Origin of the sequence: Nocardioides phosphati, from assembly GCF_014646375.1 — a bacterium.
Lineage (GTDB): Bacteria > Actinomycetota > Actinomycetes > Propionibacteriales > Nocardioidaceae > Nocardioides > Nocardioides phosphati.
In genome coordinates this window covers 370995-391515 of the sequence record NZ_BMNI01000003.1, presented here as the reverse complement: position 1 = coordinate 391515, position 20521 = coordinate 370995, and the positions used below count along the sequence as shown (strand labels likewise).

The window sequence follows — 20521 nt, the reverse complement described above, 5'->3', positions numbered from 1 at the left end:
ACAGGGTCACCACTCGATGCCCTTCTGGCCCTTCTGGCCGTTGTCCATCGGGTGCTTGATCTTGGTCATCTCGGTGACCAGGTCGGCGACCTCGATGATCTCCGGCGCGACGTTGCGGCCGGTGATGACGACGTGCTGGTGGCCGGGTCGGTTCTTGAGGAACTCCGCCACCTCGGCAGCGTCGACCCAGCCCCACTTCACCGGGTAGGCGAACTCGTCGAGGATGTAGAGGTCGTGCTCCTCCGCGAGGATGCGGCGCTTGATCTCCTCCCAGCCGTCGCGCGCGACCTGGGCGTGGTCCTCGTCGTCACCCTTCTTGCGCGACCAGGACCAGCCGTCGCCCATCTTGTTCCACTGCACGGGGCCGCCCTGGCCGGTCTGCTCGTGGATCTGGTTGAGGGCCAGGTAGGCGTTCTCCTCGCCGACCTTCCACTTCGCCGACTTCACGAACTGGAAGACCGCGACGTTCCAGCCCTGGTTCCAGCCGCGCAGGCCGAGGCCGAACGCCGCCGTGCTCTTGCCCTTGTTCTCGCCCGTGTGGACCATCAGCAGCGGCCGGTTGCGGCGCTGGCGGGTGGTCAGGCCGTCATCGGGGACGGTGGTGGGGACTCCCTGCGGCATTACGCGGCTCCTCGCTCACGGACGATCTTCTTCAGGGTGGTGGCGGCGACCTCGCCCAGCGGCAGGTGGTCGGCACCGAGGCGGGTGGCCAGGTCCTGCGCCAGCCCCAGGCGTACGACGGCCCGCGGGTCCTCGGCGTCCACGACGACCCACGGGGTCTGGTGGGTGCCGAGCACGTCGGCGACCTGCTGGGCCCGCGCGAGCGCGCCCTTGCCGGACGTCGCGCGGCCGTCGGTCACGAGGACCACGAGCGGCCGGCGCTGGGGGTCGCGCGCCCGCTCGCGGCGTACGACCTGCTCGGCGGAGACGAGCGCCTCGGCGAGCGGGGTGCGGCCGCCGGTGGGGACGTCGCCGAGCATCCGCTCCGCGCGGTCGACCGAGCTGGTCGGCTCGAGCGCAACCGTCGCGCGGTCACCACCGAACGTCACGACGGCGACCTTGTCCCGGCGCTGGTAGGCGTCGAGCAGCAGGCTGACGACGGCGGTCTTGACCTCCCTGACGCGCTTCGCTGCGCCCATCGAGCCGGAGGTGTCGACCACGAAGACGACGAGGTTGCCCTCCTTGCCCTCGCGCAGGCTGCGCCGCAGGTGCTCCGGCCGGAGCACCATGCCGTCGCGGGCAGCGGCGAGGAGGGTGCCGGTGACGGAGAGCCCCTGGCCCTGCGGGTGCTCCAGCGGTACGGCGCGGAGGTGGCGCCCGACCGTCGTGATCGCGGTCGAGCGCTTGCCGGTGACACCCTGGCCGACGCGGTCGACCTGGATCAGCCGGGCCTGGAACGGCGTGCCCGCGGCCTCGCGGGTCCGCTCGGCGGCGTCCTGGCTGAGGTCGGCCCCGCGATCCTGCGGCTCGCCCTGCGGCAGCTGCGGAGCGGGCACGTCCATCGACGGCGCGTCGGAGTCCGGCGTCCGGTCGGTCTGCTCGGCCGAGCGGTCCGGCCCGACGTCGGGGTCGCCCTCGGGACCGTCGCCGCCGCCGTCGGGCGGCGTCGGGTCGTCGTCCGGGTCGATCTCCGGCTTCTCGGGGGCGTGCTCGTCGAGCAGCTCCTCGAGGTCCTGGCCGGAGTCGTGGGAGTCGAACGGGTTGCGGCGCCGGCGGTGGGGCAGCGCGAGGCGGGCGGCGACGCGCACGTCTTCGGCCGTGACCACCGTGCGGCCGCACCACGCAGCGTGGGCGACGGCCGTGCGGGCGGTGACCAGGTCACCGCGGAGGCCGTCGACGTCGTAGGCGGCGCAGAGCGTCGCGATCTGGACGAGGACCTCATCGGGCAGCGACACCGACGGCAGCAGGGCCTGGGCCTTGGCGATCCGGTCGGAGAGCTCGCTGTCGGCGTCGGAGAACCGCGCCTCGAACGACGCCGGGTCGGCCTCGAAGGCCATCCGCCGGCGAATGACCTCCACGCGCTCCGACGGCTCCCGCGAGGCGACCACGTCGACCGCGAGACCGAACCGGTCGAGGAGCTGCGGGCGGAGCTCACCCTCCTCGGGGTTCATGGTGCCGACGAGGACGAACGACGCCGCGTGCGAGACGGAGACCGCCTCGCGCTCGACGCGGGCGCGCCCCATGGCCGCCGCGTCGAGGAGCGAGTCGACCAGGTGGTCGGGCAGCAGGTTGACCTCGTCGACGTACAGCAGGCCGCGGTGGGCGCGGGCCAGCAGTCCGGGCTCGAACTCCACCGAGCCGGAGCCGACGAGCTTGTCGAGGTGCAGCGAGCCGACGACGCGGTCCTCGGTGGCACCGACCGGGAGCTCGACGAGCGAGACCGGCCGCGTCAGGACGCCCGATCCGTGCACCGACGCGTCGGGGCAGGACGGGTCCGGCGCGTCGGGCGCGCACGAGAAGCGGCAGCCCTCGACGACGTCGATCGGCGGCAGCACCGAGGCCAGGCCCCGGACCATCGTCGACTTGGCGGTGCCCTTCTCGCCGCGCACCAGCACGCCGCCGATGCCGGGCGAGACCACGGCCAGTGAGAGCGCCAGGCCGAGGTCGTCCTGCCCGACGACCGCGGAGAACGGGAAGGTGGTCACGAGCGACCCTCGATCTCGCCCTCGGTCTCGAGCAGGACCTCCGCGAGCGCCTGCTTCATCTCCGCGGGCGGCTCCTCCCAGAGGCCACGGGCCTGCGCCTCGAGCAGCCGCTCGGCCATGCCGTGCAGCGCCCAGGGGTTCGCCTCCTCGAGGAACTTCCGGTTCTCGTCGTCGAGGACGTAGGACTCGGTCAGCTTCTCGTACATCCAGTCGGCGATGACGCCGGTCGTGGCGTCGTACCCGAAGAGGTAGTCGACGGTCGCGGCCATCTCGAAGGCGCCCTTGTAGCCGTGGCGGCGCATCGCCTCGATCCAGCGCGGGTTGACGACGCGGGCACGGAAGACGCGGGAGGTCTCCTCGACCAGCGTGCGCGTGCGCACCGACTCCGGGCGCGTCGAGTCACCGATGTACGCCGCCGGCGCGGTGCCGGTGAGCGCACGCACGGTCGCGACCATGCCGCCGTGGTACTGGAAGTAGTCGTCGGAGTCGGCGATGTCGTGCTCGCGGGTGTCGGTGTTCTTGGCCGCCACCGCGATCCGCTTGTACGCCGTCTCCATGGCGTCGCGGGCCGGCTCGCCGTGCTGGTCGCGGCCGTACACGTAGCCGCCCCAGGTCGTGTAGACCTCGGCCAGGTCCGCGTCGGTGCGCCAGTCCTTGGAGTCGATCAGCTGCAGCAGGCCGGCGCCGTACGTGCCGGGCTTGGAGCCGAAGATGCGGGCCGTGGCTGCAGACGGCTCGGTGCCGGCGGCGACGTCCTCGGCGACGTGGGCGCGGACGTAGTTGTCCTCGGCCGACTCCTCCTGCGCGGCGGCGAGCTTCACCGCGTCGTCGAGGAGCGCGACCACGTGCGGGAACGCGTCGCGGAAGAAGCCGGAGATGCGCATCGTGACGTCGATGCGCGGGCGGCCGAGCTCGGCGAGCGGCACGACCTCGAGGTGCGTGACGCGGCGCGAGGCCTCGTCCCAGACCGGGCGGACGCCCAGGAGCGCGAGGCACTCGGCGATGTCGTCGCCGGCGGTGCGCATGGCCGACGTGCCCCACATGGAGAGGCCGACGGACTTCGGGTAGGCGCCCGTGTCGGTCTTGTGGCGCTCGAGCAGCGACTCGGCCAGCAGCACGCCGGTCTCGTAGGCCAGCTGCGACGGGATCGCCTTGGGGTCGACCGAGTAGAAGTTGCGGCCGGTCGGCAGCACGTTGACCAGGCCGCGCAGCGGCGAACCGGACGGGCCGGCCGGCACGAAGCCACCACGGAGCGCGTTGACGATGTTGGCCAGCTCGTCGGTGGTCTGCTCGAGGCGCGGGGCGACCTCGGCGATCGCGAACTCGAGGACCCGGCGGACCTCAACAGCGTCGGCGCCGGTCGGGACCAGCTCGAGCGCCTTGTCGATCGCGGCGTCGGACCAGCCGCCACCGTCGATCGCGACGAGCATGTCGCGCGCGATCGCCTCGAAGCGGTCGGCACCGGCGCGGTCGCGTGCCGACTCGTCGAGGCCGAGCGCCTCGCGCAGGCCGACCACGTGGGCGTTGCCGCCCCAGAGCTGACGGGCCCGCAGGATCGCCAGGACCAGGTCGATCTTGGCCTGGCCCGCCGGCGGGGCGCCGAGGACGTGCAGACCGTCGCGGATCTGGGAGTCCTTGATCTCGCAGAGCCAGCCGTCGATCTGCATGATGATGTCGTCGAACCGCTCCTCGTCGGGCTTGTCGATCAGCCCGAGCTCGCGGTCCATCTTGGCGGCCTGGAGCAGCGTCCAGATCTTGCCCTGGAGCGCCGGCACCTTGGCGGGGTCCATCGTGGCGACGTTGCCGTACTCGTCGAGGAGCTGCTCGAGGCGGCTGATGTCGCCGTACGACTCGGCACGGGCCATCGGCGGCACGAGGTGGTCGACGAGCGTCGCGTGGGCGCGGCGCTTGGCCTGCGTGCCCTCGCCCGGGTCGTTGACGAGGAACGGGTAGATGACCGGCAGGTCGCCGAGGATCGCGTCGGGCGCGCAGTCGGCGGAGAGGCCGGCGTTCTTGCCCGGGGTCCACTCGAGGTTGCCGTGCTTGCCCAGGTGGATGATCGCGTCGGCGCCCCAGCCACCCTCCTCCTGGCTCGCCTCGAGCCAGCGGTACGCAGCCATGTAGTGGTGGCTCGGCGGCAGGTCGCCGTCGTGGTAGATCGCGATCGGGTTCTCGCCGAAGCCGCGCGGCGGCTGCACGAGGACGACGACGTTCTTGCTCTGGATCGCGGCCAGGATGATGTCGCCGTTGTCGACGAAGAGCTCGCCCGGAGCCGCGCCCCAGGTCTCCTCCATGTCGGCGCGGAGCCCGGCGGGCACCTTCTCGAACCACTTCGCGTACGTCGACGCGGGCACGCGGTTGGTGTTGGCGTCGAGCTGGCCCTGGGTCAGCCAGTCCTGGTCGTAGCCGCCGGCCGCGATGAGCGCGTGGATCAGCTTGTCGCCGTCCTTCTCCGCCACGCCGGGGAGCTCGTCGGCGCCGACCCAGCCCTCGTCGGCGAGGCCCTGGAGCAGGGCCATCGCGGAGGCGCCGGTGTCGAGGCCGACCGCGTTGCCGATGCGGGCGTGCTTGGTCGGGTAGGCGCTCAGCACCAGGGCGATGCGGTGCTCCGCGGGGTCGACGTGGCGCAGCCGGCCGTGGCCGATCGCCAGGCCGGCGACGCGCAGCGCACGCTCCGGGTCGGCCACGTAGGCGGGCAAGCCCTCCGTGTCGAACTCCTTGAAGGAGAAGGGCACGGTGATGATCCGGCCGTCGAACTCCGGCACCGCGATCTGCGTCGCGGCGTCGAACGGCGAGACGCCCTCGTCGTTCTCCTCCCACGCGTCGCGGGAGGAGGTGAGGCAGAGGGCCTGGAGGATCGGGCGGTTGAGACGCGAGAGCGCACCGGCGTCCCACGACTCGTCCTCGCCGCCGGCCTGGGCCTTGGCGGGGGTCGTGCCGCCGGCCGCGAGGACCGTGGTGACGATGACGTCGGCCTCGCCGAGCGCCTCGATCAGGGTGGCGTCGGCGTCGCGGAGGCTCGCACACCAGATGGGGAGGGCGACGCCTCCCTTGGCCTCGATCGCGTCGGCGAGCGTGTGCACGAACGCCGTGTTGCCGGACATCTCGTGGGCCCGGTAGTAGAGGACGGCGACCTTGGTGCCGGTCGTCGTGGTGGCCTCGCGCTCGAGGCGGCCCCACGCGGGAGCGGCAGCGGGGGCGTCGAAGCCCTCACCGGTCAGCAGCACGGTGTCGGAGAGGAAGCGCGCCAGGTGCTCGAGGTTCGCCGGACCACCGTGGGCCAGGTAGGCGTGCGCCTGTGCCGCGACACCAGCCGGCACGGTCGAGTGGCCCATCAGCTCCGCGTCGGGCGCCTGCTCACCGGTCAGGACGACGACCGGCTTGCCGGAGGCCAGCAGGGTGTCGAGGCCCTCGGCCCAGGCCTGGCGGCCGCCGAGGAGCCGCACGACGACCAGGTCGGAACCATCGAGCAGCGCAGGCAGCTCGTCGAGCGCGAGTCGCGCGGGGTTGGCGTAGCGCCAGGCGACCGGCGCCCCGGCGGCGTTGGCCGCGCGGGCGCTCATCAGGTCGGTGTCGGAGGTCGACAGGAGCAGCAGCACTTCGATCCCTTCGTGGGGTTTCCTCGCCCCGGAGTGCAGGGTGGGGCGACGGGAGTTCCTGACTCACGACCACCCTCATGGCTGGGGGCGGGTCGCTCACAGTGGCGGGACCGTGCCGGAGTCGCACCGGCTTCCTCGCTCGTCACCCAACGTTCTGGGTCGTGCACCCGGCCGGGCGCACGCCCGATGAGCATAAACCGGGTGCCCCGGGCCACGCCTAACCCGGACGGACCGGACGCGGGGTCAGCCGCGGGGCGCCTCGACCACGTCGCGGCCGACCTCACGGAGCATCTCCTCCAGCACCCACTGGACGGCGAGCGTGTCCTCCAGCGGCACGACAGGGCTCTCGGTCAGGCCCGCGCGCAGGCAGCGGTTGACCTCCTCGACCTGGTGGCTGTAGCCGTGGCCGGTCGGGGCCAGCTCCTCGACGACCGGCTCCTGGCCCGCGCGGGTCAGCGTGATGGTGGCCGGGCGGTGCACGGTCGGAGTCACCTCCAGCGTGCCGGCGGTGCCGATCACGAGACCGCGGTTGGGGCCCCCGGCCTGCAGCGTACTGGTCAGCGTCGCGGAGCGGCCGTCGCGCCAGCGCAGCAGAGCCGAGACCGTCGCGTCCGCGCCGTTGGGGAACGTCGTGCCCGCCGCGTGCACCTCGTCGGGCCGGCCGAGGAAGTGCTGCGCGAACGACGCGACGTACACGCCGAGGTCGAGGGTGGTGCCGCCGCCGAGCTCGAGGTTGAAGAGGCGGTCGGCCTCGTCGTACGCACGGAAGGCGCAGAAGCTGGCCTGCACCGCCTGGGGGTGGCCGATCGCGCCGCCGAGGACGAGCTCGCGCGCCCGGACGAACGCCGGGAGGAAGCGCGACCACATCGCCTCCATGAGGAAGACGCCCTTCGTGCGGGCGAGCGCGACGACCTCCTCCGCACCCGCGAGGGAGACGGTGAACGGCTTCTCGACGAGCACCGCGACGCCGCGCTCGATCGCCGCCAGCGCGAGGCCGTAGTGCTGCGGGTGGGGCGTGGCGATGTAGAGGACGTCGATGGCGTCGTCGGCGACGAGGTCGGCGTAGCTGCCGTGCGCACGCGCGACGCCGTGCGCCTCCGCGAAGGCCTGCGCGCTGGCGAGGCTGCGCGAGCCGACCGCGACGAACTCGACGTCCTCGAGGTGGCGGACGTCCTGGACGAACTTCGCCGCCATCCGCCCGGTGCCGGCGACGGCCCAGCGGATCGTGGGCGGATACGTGGCGCTCATCCCGCCATCGTGCCCGAGAGCGGGTGACCCGCGCGCGAGCGCATACCCTTCCGGGGTGCCCGACCTTCCTGCCCGTCCCTCCGCGGACGACCGCTGCCCGGGTGCGGTGCGCCTGCACTCGGCCGACGACGGCTTCGTCGCGCGGGTGCGGATCCCCGGCGGACGGGTCTCGCCCGCGCAGCTGGTCGCGCTCGCCTCGCTGGCGTCGTCGCTCGGTGACGGGATGCTGTACCTGACGTCGCGCGGCAACGTGCAGCTGCGCGGCCTCGCCTCCGGATGCGGCCAGGACGTCGCCGATGCGCTGTACGCCGCCGGGCTGCTGCCGTCGCTCACCCACGACCGCGTGCGCAACGTGGTCGCCTCGTCGCTCTCGGGGCTCGGTGGTGTGGCGGACGTCGAGGACGTGCTTCGCGAGCTGGACGATGAGCTGCTCGCGGACGAGGCTCTGGTGGCGCTGTCCGGCCGGTTCCTCTTCGGCATCGATGCCGGCGAGGGCGATGTGCTGGCGCTCGAGCCGGACGTGGCGGTCGCGCTGGAGACGTCGACGGACTCGGCCAGCGGCAGTGCCTCGACCAACGACGGCTCGACCGACGACAGCCTGTGGCGGCTCGTCATTGCGGGGCAGCCAACGGCGGTCACCGCGCCGCACGACCTGGGGGCCGATCTCCTGATCGGTGCGGCCCACCGCTTCCTGGCGCTGCGCGCCGAGCACGCGCCGAACGCCTGGCGTGTGAAGGAGCTGCCCGCCGAGGCCCTCGCCGAGCTCGCCCCCGGTCGCCCGGGGCCCGTCCTCGCGCCCGTGCACCGAGACCCCGTGAACCGAGCAGTACGAACGGTCTCGGAGGCAGATGACGTTCGTACTGCTCGGTTCACGGTGCGGGACGGATGGGCGGAGGCCGGCGTCCCGCTTGGCAGCGCGCCCGCCGAGGCGTGGCTCGCGATCGCGGAGCTGACCAACGACCTCCGGGTCACCCCGTGGCGCTCGGTGGTGCTCGTCGACCCGGCGCCGGGCGCCGAGGACGTGCTGCGCGCGCATGGCTTCCTGCTCGACGACGCGGACCCGCTCGCCCAGGTCACCGCCTGCATCGGCAAGCCGGGCTGCGGCAAGGCGCTCGCCGACGTCCGCGCGGACGCTGCCGGGCTGGCGCGCGCCCACCCCGGCGTCCGGCTTCACCTGTCCGGGTGCGACCGCAGGTGCGGGCACCCGACGGGACCCCACCTCGCGGCGGTCGCGACCGCCGCGCCTGACGGCACCACGAACTACAGCCTGGAGCAGCACTGATGCAGTACGAGAAGGACGGCAACGCGATCTACGAGGAGTCGTTCGCGATGATCCGGCGGGAGTCGGACCTGGCGCGGTTCGACGAGCTCACCGAGCCCGTCGTCGTCCGGATGATCCACTCGTGCGGCCAGACCGACCTGCCCGCCGACGTCGCGCACTCCCCCGGCTTCGCCCGCGCGGCACGGGAGGCACTCAAGGCCGGCGCGCCGATCATCACCGACGCCAACATGGTCGCGTACGGCGTGACCCGCGCCCGGCTCCCGAAGGACAACGACGTGCTCTGCCTGATCCGCGACGAGCGGGTCGCCCCGCTGGCTGCGGAGCTCGGCACGACGCGGTCGGCGGCGGCGTTCGAGCTGCTCCGCGACCGGCTCGAGGGCTCCGTCGTCGCGATCGGCAACGCGCCCACCGCGCTCTTCCACCTGCTCGAGATGATCGAGGCGGGCGGCCCCCGCCCGGCTGCCATCCTCGGCATCCCGGTCGGCTTCGTCGGCGCGGCCGAGTCGAAGCAGGCACTCGCCGACTCCGACCTGGGCCTCGAGTGGCTCGTCGTTCACGGCCGCCGCGGCGGCTCCGCCATCACCGCGGGCGCGCTCAACGCGCTCGCCTCGGACGTGGAGATCATCCGATGACTGGAAAGCTCTATGGCGTCGGCCTCGGCACCGGCGACCCCAAGCTGATGACCCTGCGGGCCGTCGAGGTGATCCAGGCCGCCGACGTCATCGCCTACCACTCGGCGAAGCACGGCCGCTCCAACGCGCGGCGCATCGCCGCGGCGTACATCCGCGAGGACCACGTCGAGGAGCACCTGGTCTACCCGCTCACGACGGAGACCACCGACCACCCGGGCGGCTACCGCGGCGCGATCGAGGAGTTCTACGAGGAGGCCGCTGCCCGGCTCGCCGCGCACCTCGACGCCGGTCGCTCGGTCGCGATCCTCAGCGAGGGCGACCCGCTGATCTACTCGTCGTACCAGCACATGCACAAGCGCCTCGCGCACCGCTACGAGACGGAGACCGTCCCGGGCGTCTCCTCGATCCAGGCGAGTGTCGCGGCGCTCGGGGTGCCGCTCACCGAGGACCGCGAGGTGCTCACCGTCCTGCCCGGCACGCTGCCGGCGGAGGAGCTCGCGGCGCGCATCGCGTCCACCGACTCCGCCGTCATCCTCAAGATGGGCCGCACCTTCCCCGCGATCCGTGAGGCCCTCGAGGCGGCCGGTCGCCTCGACGACGCCTGGTACGTCGAGCGCGCGACGATGGCGGAGCAGCGCGTCGAGCGGCTGGCCGACGTCGATCCCGAGACCGTCCCGTACTTCTCGATGGCCGTGCTGCCGTCGAAGGTCGCCGGCCTCGCGGTCGAGGACTACCTGCCGACCCGCGCCGGGACCTCCTTCGCGGAGCGCCCGACGAAGCCCGGCAAGGTCACCGTCGTCGGCACCGGCCCGGCCGGACCGCTCTGGCTCACCCCCGAGGCCAAGGGCGCGCTCGCCGCGGCCGACGACCTCGTCGGCTACACGACGTATGTCAGGCGGGTGCCCGAGCGCGCCGGCCAGGTCCGTCACCTCAGCGACAACAAGGTGGAGTCGGAGCGGGCGGAGTTCGCGCTCGACCTCGCCTCGCGCGGCCGCAACGTGGTCGTCGTGAGCTCCGGTGACCCGGGCGTCTTCGCGATGGCCACCGCCGTGCTCGAGGTCGCCTGCGAGGAGCGCTGGTCGGGCATCGAGGTCCGTGTGCTGCCCGGCATGACCGCCGCCCACGCCGCCGCCTCGCGCGTGGGTGCGCCGCTGGGACACGACTACGCGACGATCTCGCTCAGCGACCGGCTCAAGCCGTGGGACGTCATCGCTCGCCGCATCAGGGCAGCCGCCGAGGCCGACCTCGTGCTCGCGATCTACAACCCGGCGAGCAAGGAGCGCCGCCAGCAGGTCGTCGACCTCAAGGACCTCCTCCTCGAGGTGCGCAAGCCCGACACCCCCGTCGTCCTCGCGCGCGACGTCGGCGGCCCGACCGAGGTGATCCGGATCCAGACGCTCGGCGACCTCGACACCGACGTCATCGACATGCGGACCCTGATCCTGGTCGGCTCCTCGCAGACGCAGAAGGTCGACCGGGCCACCGGCGAGACCGTCGTCTGGACGCCGCGGCGCTACCCCGACTGAGCCGGCGCCCTCAACGGGCGAGGACGTGCATGACGTCCTCGACCGTGGGGACCACCTCGGCGCCATCGGGCGCGGGGGGCCGGGCGACGACGATCACCTCGATGCCGAGCTGGGCCGCGGCCTCGAGCTTCGCGGCCGTCGCGGCACCGCCGGAGTCCTTGGTCACGAGGGTGTCGACCCCGTGGCGCTGCATGAGCTCGATCTCGTCGTCGAGCGCGAACGGCCCGCGCTCGAGGAGCAGCACGTGGTGCTTGGGCAGCACGCTCGGCGGGTCGATCGCGCGGATCACGAACTTCGCGTCCACGTGCCCGAACGCCGCCACCTGCTGGCGCCCGATCGTCAGGAAGACCACCGCCCCCGGTGGCAGCACCTCCGCTGCCGCGTGGACGTCGGGAACCACGACGTACTCCTCGCGGAGGGGGAAGCCGGGGCGGCGCAGCAGCAGGTGCTGCGTGCCGGTCTCGCCGGCTGCGGCGAAGGCGTTGGCGGAGATGTGCTCGGCGAACGGGTGCGTCGCGTCGACGAGCGCGTCGACCTGCTCCTCGACGAGGTACGACGCGAGGCCGGCGGGTCCGCCGAAGCCGCCGACACGGACCTCGCCGTCGGGAAGGTTGGGTGCGCCGATCCGGCCCGCGAGGGAGCTGACCACGTCGTGGCCGGCGTCGGCCAGGCGCGTGGCGAGCTCGCGCGCCTCCGACGTTCCGCCCAGCAGCAGGATCCTCACGCCTGACACAGTAGCCGCGTCGTTAGGCTGGCCGACGTGACCAGCGAGCCGGAATCTGCCGCAGCTGGCGAGGCCACGCCCAGCGGGCGCCCCGCCCAGCTCGAGCGCACCGGCCTGCGCAGCGGCTGGACCACCGGCGCCTGCGCCACCGCGGCGACCAAGGCGGCGTACGTCGCGCTGCTGACGGGCGAGTTCCCGGACCCCGTGACGATCACGCTGCCGACCGCCTCTCCGGCGTTCGCGCTGACGGTGGAGTCGCTCGCCGCGGACGGGTCGTCCGCGATGGCGGGCATCACCAAGGACGCCGGCGACGACCCCGACGTCACACACCTGGCCCTGGTCCGCTCGACGGTGCGCCGCGGGGCGCCGGGCTCCGGGGTGACCTTCGTGGCCGGACCGGGTGTCGGCACCGTGACCAAGCCGGGCCTGCCGCTGGCCGTCGGCGAGCCGGCGATCAACCCCATGCCGCGGCAGTTCATCGCGGAGCACGTCGCCTCGGTCGCCGCCGAGCTCGGCGACCCGGGCGACGTCGTCGTCGAGATCTCGATCGACAACGGCGAGGAGCTGGCCCGCAAGACCTGGAACCCCCGCCTCGGCATCCTCGGCGGCCTGTCCGTGCTCGGCACGACGGGCATCGTCGTCCCCTACTCCTGCTCGGCGTGGATCGACTCGATCCGCCGCGGCATCGACGTGGCGAAGGCCGCGGGACACACGCACGTCGCCGGGTGCACGGGCTCGACGTCGGAGAAGGTGGCTGTCGCGGAGTACGACCTGCCCGACGACGCGCTCCTCGACATGGGCGACTTCGCGGGTGCGGTGCTGAAGTACCTCCGCCGCCACCCGGTCCCTCGCCTGACCATCGTCGGCGGCTTCGCCAAGCTCTCCAAGCTAGCCGCCGGCCACCTCGACCTCCACTCAGGGCGGTCGCAGGTGTCGCTCGCACACCTCGCGTCTCTTGCCGCGGCGGGTGGCTACGAGCTCGACCTGGCCGACTGCAACACCGGCCTCGAGGCGCTCCACCGGGCGCAGGCCTCCGGCGTACCGCTCGGTGACCTGGTCGCGGCTGCCGCTGCCGACGAGGCCCTCGCAGTCCTGCGCGAGGCCCCCGTCGCCGTCGACGTGGTCTGCATCGACCGCGCCGGCACCATCGTCGGTCGCTGCGAGCCGCGCTCGCGCTGACCCGCGGCCGGCTCAGCCGCGGGCGCCGCTCGGCGAGACGCCGTGGGCTCGCTTGAAGGCGCGGCTGAACGCCTCCTCCGACGCGTAGCCGACCCGGTGCCCGATCGCGGCGATGCCGAGGTCGGTCGAGCGGAGCAGCTCGCGCGCCACGTGCATGCGCCAGGCGGTCAGGTAGCGGATCGGGGCGAGGTGGAGCACGGCGCGGAAGCGTTCGTCGAGGAAGGAGACCGACACGTTCGCCTCCCGCGCCAGGCTGCCGACGCTCCACGCCTCCTCCGGTGCGGCGTGCATCGCGGCGAGCACCGGCGCGAGCACCGGGTCGCGGAGCGCGGTCAGCCACGCCGACTCGTACGACGGGGCGCCGGCCAGGTGGAGCCGGAGCACCTCGCGCACCAGCAGCTCCGGCAGCTGCGTCGGGCCCTGGAGCCCTCCCGCGGCCGCGGGCGAGGTCTGCTGCAGTGCGTAGCCGATGCTCGCGCGCACCCAGTCACGGGCCGGGCCGTCGGGCGGCCGGACCACGAAGAGCGGCGGCAGCGCGCCGAGACGCCGGTCGAAGAGCGGGTCCTCCGCGTGGAGGTAGCCGCAGATGACATCGGTGCGCGAGCCACCCTCGCCGTGGCGGATCACCGGCATCGCGGACCACGGCGGCGGCTCCAGCAGGGCCGCCATCGAGACGGGTGCCGCGTCCGTCGTACCGCCCATGGTGTGGAGGTCGCCGTAGGGCAGGACGATGACGTCGCCGGCCTCGGCCCAGTGGCGCACGCCGTCCTCGAGCGCGACCCAGCAGCGGCCCGCGCCGACGACGTGGAACAGGGCGACGCTGGTCGCTCCGGGCTGCAGGACGGCGGCGGTCTGCTCCGGGGGAAGGGCCGTGTAGGACCAGGCCTCGGAGTACTCACCGCGCAGGAAGACCGCCCCCTGCAGGTGGACCCGGCCGAGGATCGCGTCGAGCGTGGCGTCCGGGTCAGGGGCTGCGGGGACGCGGTCATGGTCGTCGAGCCGCGCCGGCACAAGACTCAGTGTGTCAGCGAAACCACCCACCGTCAGGAGAAGACGATGCCCCTCTTCATGGACGTCCACGAGAACCTTCCCGGCGCCACCGCGGCCGACGTCGCCGGCGCGCACGCCAAGGACCTGGCCATCCAGGAGCAGTACGGCGTGAGCTACCGCAGCTACTGGGTCGACGAGGCCAACGGCAAGGTCTTCTGCCTGGTCGAGGCGCCCGACGCGGAGTCGGCCAACAAGGTCCACCAGGAGGCGCACGGCCTGGTCGCCGACCGGATCCACGAGGTGGTGGAGGGCTCCTGAGGCTGCGACAGGCGAGGGGTCAGGCCTCGCGCACGCGGTCGCAGCTGTAGAGGTGCGAGTCGCGGAAGCCGGCAGCCGCGAGGGAACGGCCGACGAGGATGACGGCCGAGCGCTTGAGGCCGGCGTCCTTGACCTGCTGGGCGATGTCGCCGAGCGTGCCGCGCAGGATCAGCTGGTCGGGCTGCGAGGCCTGGAAGACGACGGCCGCGGGGCAGTCGTCGGCGTAGTTCGGGCGGAGCTCGGCGACCACGTCGTCGACGAGGTGCGTCGCGAGGTGGAGCACGATCAGCGCGCCCGCGGAGCCGAGGTTGGCCAGCGTCTCGCGCGGCGGCATCTTGCTCGCCTGGCGACTCAGCCGCGTCAGCACGACGGACTGGTTGACCTCGGGCACGGTCAGCTCGACGCCCAGCGCGGCCGACGCCGCGGCGTACGCCGGGACGCCGGGGCACAGGTCGTAGTCGATGCCGAGGTCCTCGAGGCGGCGCACCTGCTCGGCGACCGCGGAGTAGAGCGACAGGTCGCCCGAGTGGAGGCGTACGACGTCCTGCCCCGCGGCGTGCGCCTCGGTGAAGACGCCGACGATCTCGGCGAGGTCGAGGTGCTGCGTGTCGATCTTGCGCGCGTCGGCGGGCACCTCGGCGAGGAGCTCCTCGGGGACCAGCGCGCCGGCGTACATGACGACCTGGGCGCTCTGGAGCAGCCGGAGGCCGCGCACGGTGATGAGGTCGGGGGCACCGGGGCCCGCACCGACGAAGTGAACGGTCACTGCTTCTCCTTCTGGGCGATCCACTGGACCACCGTCATCGCCGCGCGCCAGCCGGTGAACCCGCCGATCGGGGTCGTCTGGGCCACGTCGACCTTGACCAGCTCGCCCCCGTGCTCCTTCTGCAGCCGCATGACCATCGCCTGCGACTCGAGCGTGACCGCGTTGGTGACGAACCGGCCGCCGACGGGCAGCGCCGCCCAGCACGCGTCGAAGACGCCATGGGCGGTCAGGCCGCCGCCGACGAAGACGACGTCGGGCGCCGGGAGGTCGACCAGCGCGTCGGGTGCGGCGCCGGTGACGACCTGGAGCCGCGGCACGCCCAGCGAAGCGGCGTTGCGGACGATCCGGCCGACGCGGGCCTGGTCGCGCTCGACGGTGATCGCGCGGGTGGTGTCGTGGGCGCGGAGCCACTCGACCGCGATCGAGCCGGAGCCGCCGCCGACATCCCAGAGCAGCTCGCCCGGTCGCGGCGCGAGCGCGGCGAGGGTGAGCGCGCGGACGTGGCGCTTGGTCAGCTGGCCGTCGGTCTCGAAGAGGTCGTCCGGCAGCCCGGGCGTCTCCTGCACGGCGCGTGGCCCGGCGAACTCCACCGCGCTGACGCTGACGCTCTCCGGCAGCTGGCCGGCCCAGTAGTCGGCCTGGTCGGCGAAGCCGCGCAGGCTCCGCTCGGCGCCACCGAGGTCGGCCAGCACGGTGATGCGCGAGCCGCCGAAGCCGTGCGCGGTGAGGAAGGCGGCGAGGGCCGCGGGCGTCGACGTGTCGCGGTTGAGGACGAGCAGGTGCTGCCCGGCACCCGCGTGGCGCATGACGACCGCGAGCGGAGCGGTCAGCGTCGAGACGACCGGCGTCGACTCCACCGGCCAGCCCATCCGCGCGCAGGCGAGGCTGACCGAGCCGGGGTGGCTGATCACCTTCACCGCGTGGGGGCCGAGCTCCTCGGTCAGGGTGCGGCCGATGCCGTGGTGCATGGGGTCGCCGCTGGCCAGCACGACCATGCCGCGCTCGGCGTACTGCTCGGCGAGCTTCTTCACCGCAGGGCGCAGCGGAGACGGCCAGGTGACGCGCTCCGCGGTGACGGTCTCGGGCAGGAGGTCGAGCTGGCGCGGGGCGCCGACGACGACGCCTGCGCTCTCGACTGCTGCGCGGGCGGGGTCGGTGAGGCCGGCCCAGCCATCAGCGCCGATGCCCACCACGACGATGCGGTTCATGCCTGCACTCCTCCGTCGACCAGGTCGAGCAGCGGCTGGAAGCCCACGGCGTCGTCGAGCGCGTCGGCGAGGCGGTCGAGCATGTCCTCGCGGCGGTCGGCGTAGCCGGGAGCGCCGGGCTCCGGCGTCCACGGCGAGCCGCTGCGGGAGGCGACCTCGGTGAGGAAGGCGCGGCGGAAGCCGTCGGACTCGAACGCTCCGTGCCACGTCGTGCCCCACACCGCGCCCCGGCTGAAGCCGTCGAGGAACGCCTCTGCGTCGTCAGCGCCGGCCTGCTGCGGGTCGAGCGTCGTCAGCCCGTGGTGGATCTCGTACGCCGCGACGTGCTCGCCGCGCCACGTGCCGGTCGGGCGGCCGAGGAGCTTCTCGACGCCGAAGTCGACCCGGGTCGGGAGCAGCCCCAGGCCCTCGGCGCGGCCGCCGGCCTCGATGCCGTGCGGGTCGTGGATTGCGGCGGCGAGCATCTGGTTGCCACCGCAGATGCCCAGGACCGGCTTGCCCTCGGCGGCGCGCTTCGCGATGGCGGTGTCGAGGCCGCGCGACCGGAGCCACGCGAGGTCGCTCATCGTGGCGCGGGAGCCCGGCAGGACGACGAGATCGGCGTCGGCGAGCTCGCTGGCGGAGGTGGTGAAGGCGACCTCGACGCCGGGCTCGGCGGCGAGCGCGTCGAGGTCGGTGGCGTTGGAGATCCGCGGGAACCTGATCGCAGCGACCCGCAGCGTCGCGTCGACGGCGTGCTGCCAGCCGGCGATCGCGAGGGCGTCCTCGGAGTCGAGCCAGAGGTCGGTGAGCCACGGGACGACACCGAGCACCGGGCGACCGGTGCGCTCCTCGAGCGTGGTGAGGCCGGGCCGCAGCAGCGCGAGGTCGCCACGGAACTTGTTGACGATCCACCCCTTGAGGTGGACCTGGTCCGCGGGGTCGAGCAGGCCGAGCGTGCCGAACATCGCCGCGAGCACGCCACCGCGGTCGATGTCGCCGACCACGACGACCGGCAGGCCCATCTCGCGGGCGAGGCCCATGTTGACGTAGTCACCGCCGCGCAGGTTGACCTCGGCCGGGCTGCCCGCGCCCTCGGCGAGGACCACGTCGTAGCGGCTGGCGAGGTCGCGGTAGGCCTCGAACGCCGCCTTGGCGAGGTGTGCCCGGCCGGTCGCGAATTCGCCCGCCTCGAGCGTGCCCGCGGGCTGGCCGAGCAGCACGATGTGGCTGCGGCGGTCGGAGCCGGGCTTGAGCAGCACGGGGTTCATCGCGGTCTCGGGCTCGGCGCCGGCCGCGACCGCCTGGAGCCACTGCGCCCGCCCGATCTCGGAGCCGTCGGCGCAGACCATCGAGTTGTTGCTCATGTTCTGGCTCTTGAACGGCGCGACCTTGATGCCGTTGCGCGCGAAGAGCCGGCACGCCGCCGCCGTCACGAGGCTCTTGCCCGCGTCGGAGGTCGTGCCGGCGAAGAGCAGCCCGCGCGTCTGGGTGGTCACGGCGTCATTCTCGTCCACGACGGCCGATCGCGAGCGCGGTGCCCGCTGCGACGAGCACCGCGGCTGCTGAGACCTGCCGCGAGAGCCGGTTGGCACGGGCGACGTCACGCACCTCGACCGGGCGCCCGTCACCGAGCACGCCCCGCGCTTCGGCCTCGCCGTCGTAGGTGTTCGTCCCTCCCAGCCGTACGCCGAGTGCTCCCGCCGTCGCCGCCTCCACCGGGCCGGCGTTGGGCGACGGGTGCAGGCGGGCGTCGCGCCGCCAGACGCTGAGCGCCTCCCGCCGACCCGTGACCACGAAGACCAGGAGGGCGGCAAGTCGGGCGGGCAGGAGGTTGAGCAGGTCGTCGAGGCGGGCACTGGCCCAGCCGAAGCTGCGGTAGCGCTCGGACCGGTAGCCGACCATCGCGTCGAGGGTGTTGGCCGCGCGGTAGCCGAGCAGGCCCGGCGCACCGAGCACGGCGCCCCACACCAGCGGGGCGACGACGGCGTCGGAGGTGTTCTCCGCGAGCGACTCGACCGTTGCCCGGGCGAGGTCGTCAGGGGTCAGGTCGGTGGCGTCGCGGGCACAGAGGTGGCTGAGCCGGCGTCGCGCGCCGGGCACGTCACCGGACTCGAGCAGCCGGGCCATCTCGTCGCCCTCGCGGACGAGTGACGTGCCGCCCAGCGCGACGAACGTGGCCGTCGCGACGGTCAGGAACTCGGCCGCGGGCCGGCCCCGACGGGGGCCGCGTTCGGGGCCGCGACGGGGGCCGCTCGGGGCCAGAGCGCCGACCGCCCGCTGGGTCGCGAGCTGTACCGCGGCGGTGCCGAGGAAGGTCCCGCCCACCAGGGCCGCGGTGTAGCCGGCACCCACCGCACGCGAGTCGGCATGGACCCGCTGCTCGAGGCGACGGGCGGCGGTGCCGAAGAGCGCAACCGGGTGGTGCCGCTGCGGGTCGCCGAGGGCGACGTCGAGCGCGTAGCCGGCCAGCAGGCCGGCTGCACGTGCAGCCCCGGAGTTCGCGTTCACGGTCGGCGAGCCTACGTCGTCGCGCTCATCGGTGGACCAGCCCGGTCACGAGCGGGACGACCCGGCCGACCCCGACGAGCAGGGGAACCAGCGCCACCAGGGCCGCCGCCTCGAGTCGGTCGACCGCCAGCGCGAACCGGGGGCCGCCGCCCGTCACAGCAGGCCCACACAGGGCGGCCGCACAGGCTGCTCCCGCGCACACGAGGCAGCTCACCCCGACCACGCCTGACCACCCGGGATGGACAAGCGTGGTCACGACCGCGGCGACCAGGACGATCACCACACCGGTGACGAGCGCCGTCGCCACCTCGACCGCGCCGTGGTGGCGCGAGCCGCGGCACACGACCAGGACCCCGACCACCGCGGCGAGCGCTGCCCCCGCTCCCCCGGACGCTGCCGTCGGTGCGGCGAGCACGACCATGACGACCGCCATCGCCCCGAGCAAAGCACGCAGCAGCTCACGGGCTGGGCCGGCACGGTCGCGCGCGGCAGCGAGGGCCAGCCTCGGGAGCGCCGGAACCAGCAAGCCAGCGGCGCTGAGGCCCAGTGCCGCGACCAGTCCGGCAGCCAGCCCGGTGCTCCCCGCCAGGAGCGCGAGGCCGCCCAGGAGCACTGCCGCGCCGCCGGCAGGGAGCAGGAGAACCCCGACGTCGCGGAGCGCCCGGGCCAGGACCAGCGCCATCCCGGCGGCCGCGATGCAGGCGGCGACCGGGCCGGCGTACTGCTGGCCGGCGATCGCGGCGAAGCCGGCCGCACCCCAGCCGGCAGCGACCGCCAGCAACCGGTCGTGGCGCCGCCGGGCCACTCCCGAGGCGCCCGCCAGCAGCACCACCGCCGACGCCGCGACCGCCCCGGACCAGGCAGGTCCGCGGGCGAGCGCCGCCCCACCCACGACCAGCAGGAGGAACGCCACGGCCAGGGCGACCGGCCGCAGCAGCCGGACGTGCCAGCCGAGGACCTCGGCCGTCACCCGGGCGGCGAGCGCGCAGGCTGGGTCGTCCACCGGAGGGTCACCGACGTCTGCGCGCACCAGGGCGAGGACGGCGCCGTCGGCCACCTCCTGCTCGGACAGACCGGCTGCGACCCCCAGCTCGCGCCCGGCCGCCGTGACCAGCCGGGCCGCGAACGTGAGGCGCGCAAGCCGGGCGAGCTCGGGCAGCAGGTCGGCCACAGGCACCGCACCCGGCAGCGCGAGGTCCAGGGCCGCGCCTGCCTCGGGCACCACGCGCACGCGGACCAGGCCAGCCATGGTCAGCCGCCGAACCTGCGGGCGTTGGCCGACTCCGCCGCCCGGTACTCGTCATTGGCCGACGCGACGGCCAGGCCGATGGCGTGGAGCACCTCCTTCATGTCCCGCATGGCGGCGTCCCAGCGGTGCCGGGCCTCGTCGAACGAGTCCGAGGCGTGCCCTGTCCACTCCGGGGCACGGCCGGCCAGCCGCCGGGCGAGGTCGTCGAGGGTCGTCTCGATGCCTGCCGCTGCCGACCGCAGGCCCGCAGACGCGTCGTCGAGGGCGGCGTGACCGACCTTCAGCATTCCGCTCATCACGACCCCTCAGCCCCGGCCCGCGAAGCGACCGAGCGCGGCAGCGACCTGGTCCTCCGCGTCGTCGTACGTCGACTCGGTGGCACGCAGCTGCGCCTCGAAGTCGTCGAGGCTGCGCACCACACGGTCGGCCGTCGCCTGCCAGGAGTCGACGGCGTTCATGAAGGCGCGGTGGCCGCGCCCCTCCCACTGGCCCGCGAGGTCGTCGAGCCGTGAGCGCAGGGCGGCGAGGTCGCCCTGCAGCTCTGCCCTCGTCTGTCCCACGTCGGCCGCGGCCGCGAGGACCACCCCGTCGGCCTTGCCGATGCCGGCACCACTGTTCATCGCGCATCCCTTCGTCCGGCCACCTCTCGTGGCGTCGTACGGGTG

18 protein-coding genes and 1 riboswitch are annotated in these 20521 nt (G+C 73.7%); of the genes, 5 read left to right on the top strand and 13 right to left on the bottom strand.

Annotation, left to right across the window (positions count from 1 at the left end):
• Positions 1-6: 6 nt before the first annotated feature.
• From cobO to IEX47_RS09085, 4 genes are all read right to left on the bottom strand, one after another.
• Positions 7-621 carry a cob(I)yrinic acid a,c-diamide adenosyltransferase gene (gene cobO, locus IEX47_RS09100; protein ID WP_188783680.1) on the bottom strand — a complete coding sequence of 205 codons (615 nt, stop codon included), beginning with the start codon at positions 619-621 and terminating at the stop codon, positions 7-9.
• Positions 621-2645: a magnesium chelatase subunit D family protein gene (locus IEX47_RS09095; RefSeq protein WP_188783679.1), complete on the bottom strand. Its 2025-nt coding sequence runs from the start codon at positions 2643-2645 to the stop codon at positions 621-623. Before IEX47_RS09095 ends, cobO begins: the two co-directional genes overlap by 1 nt.
• On the bottom strand, positions 2642-6244 hold the full coding sequence (cobN, locus tag IEX47_RS09090) for a cobaltochelatase subunit CobN (protein WP_188783678.1): 3603 nt from the start codon (positions 6242-6244) through the stop codon (positions 2642-2644). Before cobN ends, IEX47_RS09095 begins: the two co-directional genes overlap by 4 nt.
• Positions 6245-6296: 52 nt before the next feature.
• A riboswitch (cobalamin riboswitch) is annotated at positions 6297-6381 on the bottom strand.
• A 106-nt stretch (positions 6382-6487) separates the two neighbouring features.
• Positions 6488-7492, bottom strand: coding sequence for a Gfo/Idh/MocA family protein (locus tag IEX47_RS09085; RefSeq protein WP_188783677.1), 1005 nt, complete (start codon positions 7490-7492; stop codon positions 6488-6490).
• A 55-nt stretch (positions 7493-7547) separates the two neighbouring features.
• Here IEX47_RS09085 and IEX47_RS09080 point away from each other — a divergent pair, with 55 nt between their 5' ends.
• The 3 genes from IEX47_RS09080 to IEX47_RS09070 are packed head-to-tail and all read left to right on the top strand — an operon-like array spanning position 7548 to position 10932.
• Entirely contained in the window at positions 7548-8774 is a 1227-nt protein-coding gene (locus IEX47_RS09080; protein ID WP_188783676.1) for a ferredoxin-like domain-containing protein, read from the top strand.
• On the top strand, positions 8774-9406 hold the full coding sequence (locus IEX47_RS09075; protein ID WP_188783675.1) for a precorrin-8X methylmutase: 633 nt from the start codon (positions 8774-8776) through the stop codon (positions 9404-9406). The genes IEX47_RS09080 and IEX47_RS09075 overlap by 1 nt, the downstream gene beginning before the upstream one ends.
• Entirely contained in the window at positions 9403-10932 is a 1530-nt protein-coding gene (locus tag IEX47_RS09070) for a precorrin-2 C(20)-methyltransferase (RefSeq protein WP_188783674.1), read from the top strand. The genes IEX47_RS09075 and IEX47_RS09070 overlap by 4 nt, the downstream gene beginning before the upstream one ends.
• Positions 10933-10942: 10 nt before the next feature.
• Here the strand turns inward: IEX47_RS09070 and IEX47_RS09065 are convergent, their stop codons facing one another.
• Positions 10943-11656, bottom strand: coding sequence for a cobalt-precorrin-6A reductase (locus IEX47_RS09065; protein ID WP_188783673.1), 714 nt, complete (start codon positions 11654-11656; stop codon positions 10943-10945).
• A gap of 36 nt (positions 11657-11692) precedes the next feature.
• On the opposite strand from IEX47_RS09065, the gene IEX47_RS09060 reads away from it, so the two are divergent.
• Positions 11693-12835, top strand: coding sequence for a cobalt-precorrin-5B (C(1))-methyltransferase (locus IEX47_RS09060; RefSeq protein ID WP_188783672.1), 1143 nt, complete (start codon positions 11693-11695; stop codon positions 12833-12835).
• 12 nt (positions 12836-12847) lie between these two features.
• Here IEX47_RS09060 and IEX47_RS09055 read toward each other — a convergent pair whose 3' ends face one another.
• On the bottom strand, positions 12848-13846 hold the full coding sequence (locus IEX47_RS09055; protein ID WP_229662747.1) for an AraC family transcriptional regulator: 999 nt from the start codon (positions 13844-13846) through the stop codon (positions 12848-12850).
• 45 nt (positions 13847-13891) lie between these two features.
• On the opposite strand from IEX47_RS09055, the gene IEX47_RS09050 reads away from it, so the two are divergent.
• Entirely contained in the window at positions 13892-14143 is a 252-nt protein-coding gene (locus tag IEX47_RS09050; RefSeq protein WP_188783671.1) for a DUF4242 domain-containing protein, read from the top strand.
• 19 nt (positions 14144-14162) lie between these two features.
• Here IEX47_RS09050 and cobM read toward each other — a convergent pair whose 3' ends face one another.
• The 7 genes from cobM to IEX47_RS09015 are packed head-to-tail and all read right to left on the bottom strand — an operon-like array spanning position 14163 to position 20476.
• Positions 14163-14909: a precorrin-4 C(11)-methyltransferase gene (gene cobM, locus IEX47_RS09045; RefSeq protein ID WP_188783670.1), complete on the bottom strand. Its 747-nt coding sequence runs from the start codon at positions 14907-14909 to the stop codon at positions 14163-14165.
• The gene (gene cbiE, locus IEX47_RS09040) at positions 14906-16117 is read right to left on the bottom strand and encodes a precorrin-6y C5,15-methyltransferase (decarboxylating) subunit CbiE (RefSeq protein ID WP_188783669.1); all 1212 of its coding nucleotides are present in this window, start codon (positions 16115-16117) and stop codon (positions 14906-14908) included. Before cbiE ends, cobM begins: the two co-directional genes overlap by 4 nt.
• Complete coding sequence (locus IEX47_RS09035; protein WP_188783668.1) at positions 16114-17595, bottom strand: cobyric acid synthase; 1482 nt, start codon at positions 17593-17595, stop codon at positions 16114-16116. The genes cbiE and IEX47_RS09035 overlap by 4 nt, the downstream gene beginning before the upstream one ends.
• Positions 17596-17599: 4 nt before the next feature.
• Positions 17600-18607, bottom strand: coding sequence for a cobalamin biosynthesis protein (locus tag IEX47_RS09030; protein ID WP_188783667.1), 1008 nt, complete (start codon positions 18605-18607; stop codon positions 17600-17602).
• A 25-nt stretch (positions 18608-18632) separates the two neighbouring features.
• A complete protein-coding gene (locus IEX47_RS09025; protein ID WP_188783666.1) occupies positions 18633-19856 on the bottom strand; it encodes an EsaB/YukD family protein in 1224 nt (407 codons plus the stop codon).
• Between the two features lie 2 nt (positions 19857-19858).
• On the bottom strand, positions 19859-20152 hold the full coding sequence (locus tag IEX47_RS09020) for a WXG100 family type VII secretion target (RefSeq protein WP_188783665.1): 294 nt from the start codon (positions 20150-20152) through the stop codon (positions 19859-19861).
• A gap of 9 nt (positions 20153-20161) precedes the next feature.
• Positions 20162-20476 (bottom strand): WXG100 family type VII secretion target, encoded by a 315-nt coding sequence (locus IEX47_RS09015; protein ID WP_188783664.1) that lies wholly within the window; start codon positions 20474-20476, stop codon positions 20162-20164.
• Positions 20477-20521 lie beyond the last annotated feature (45 nt).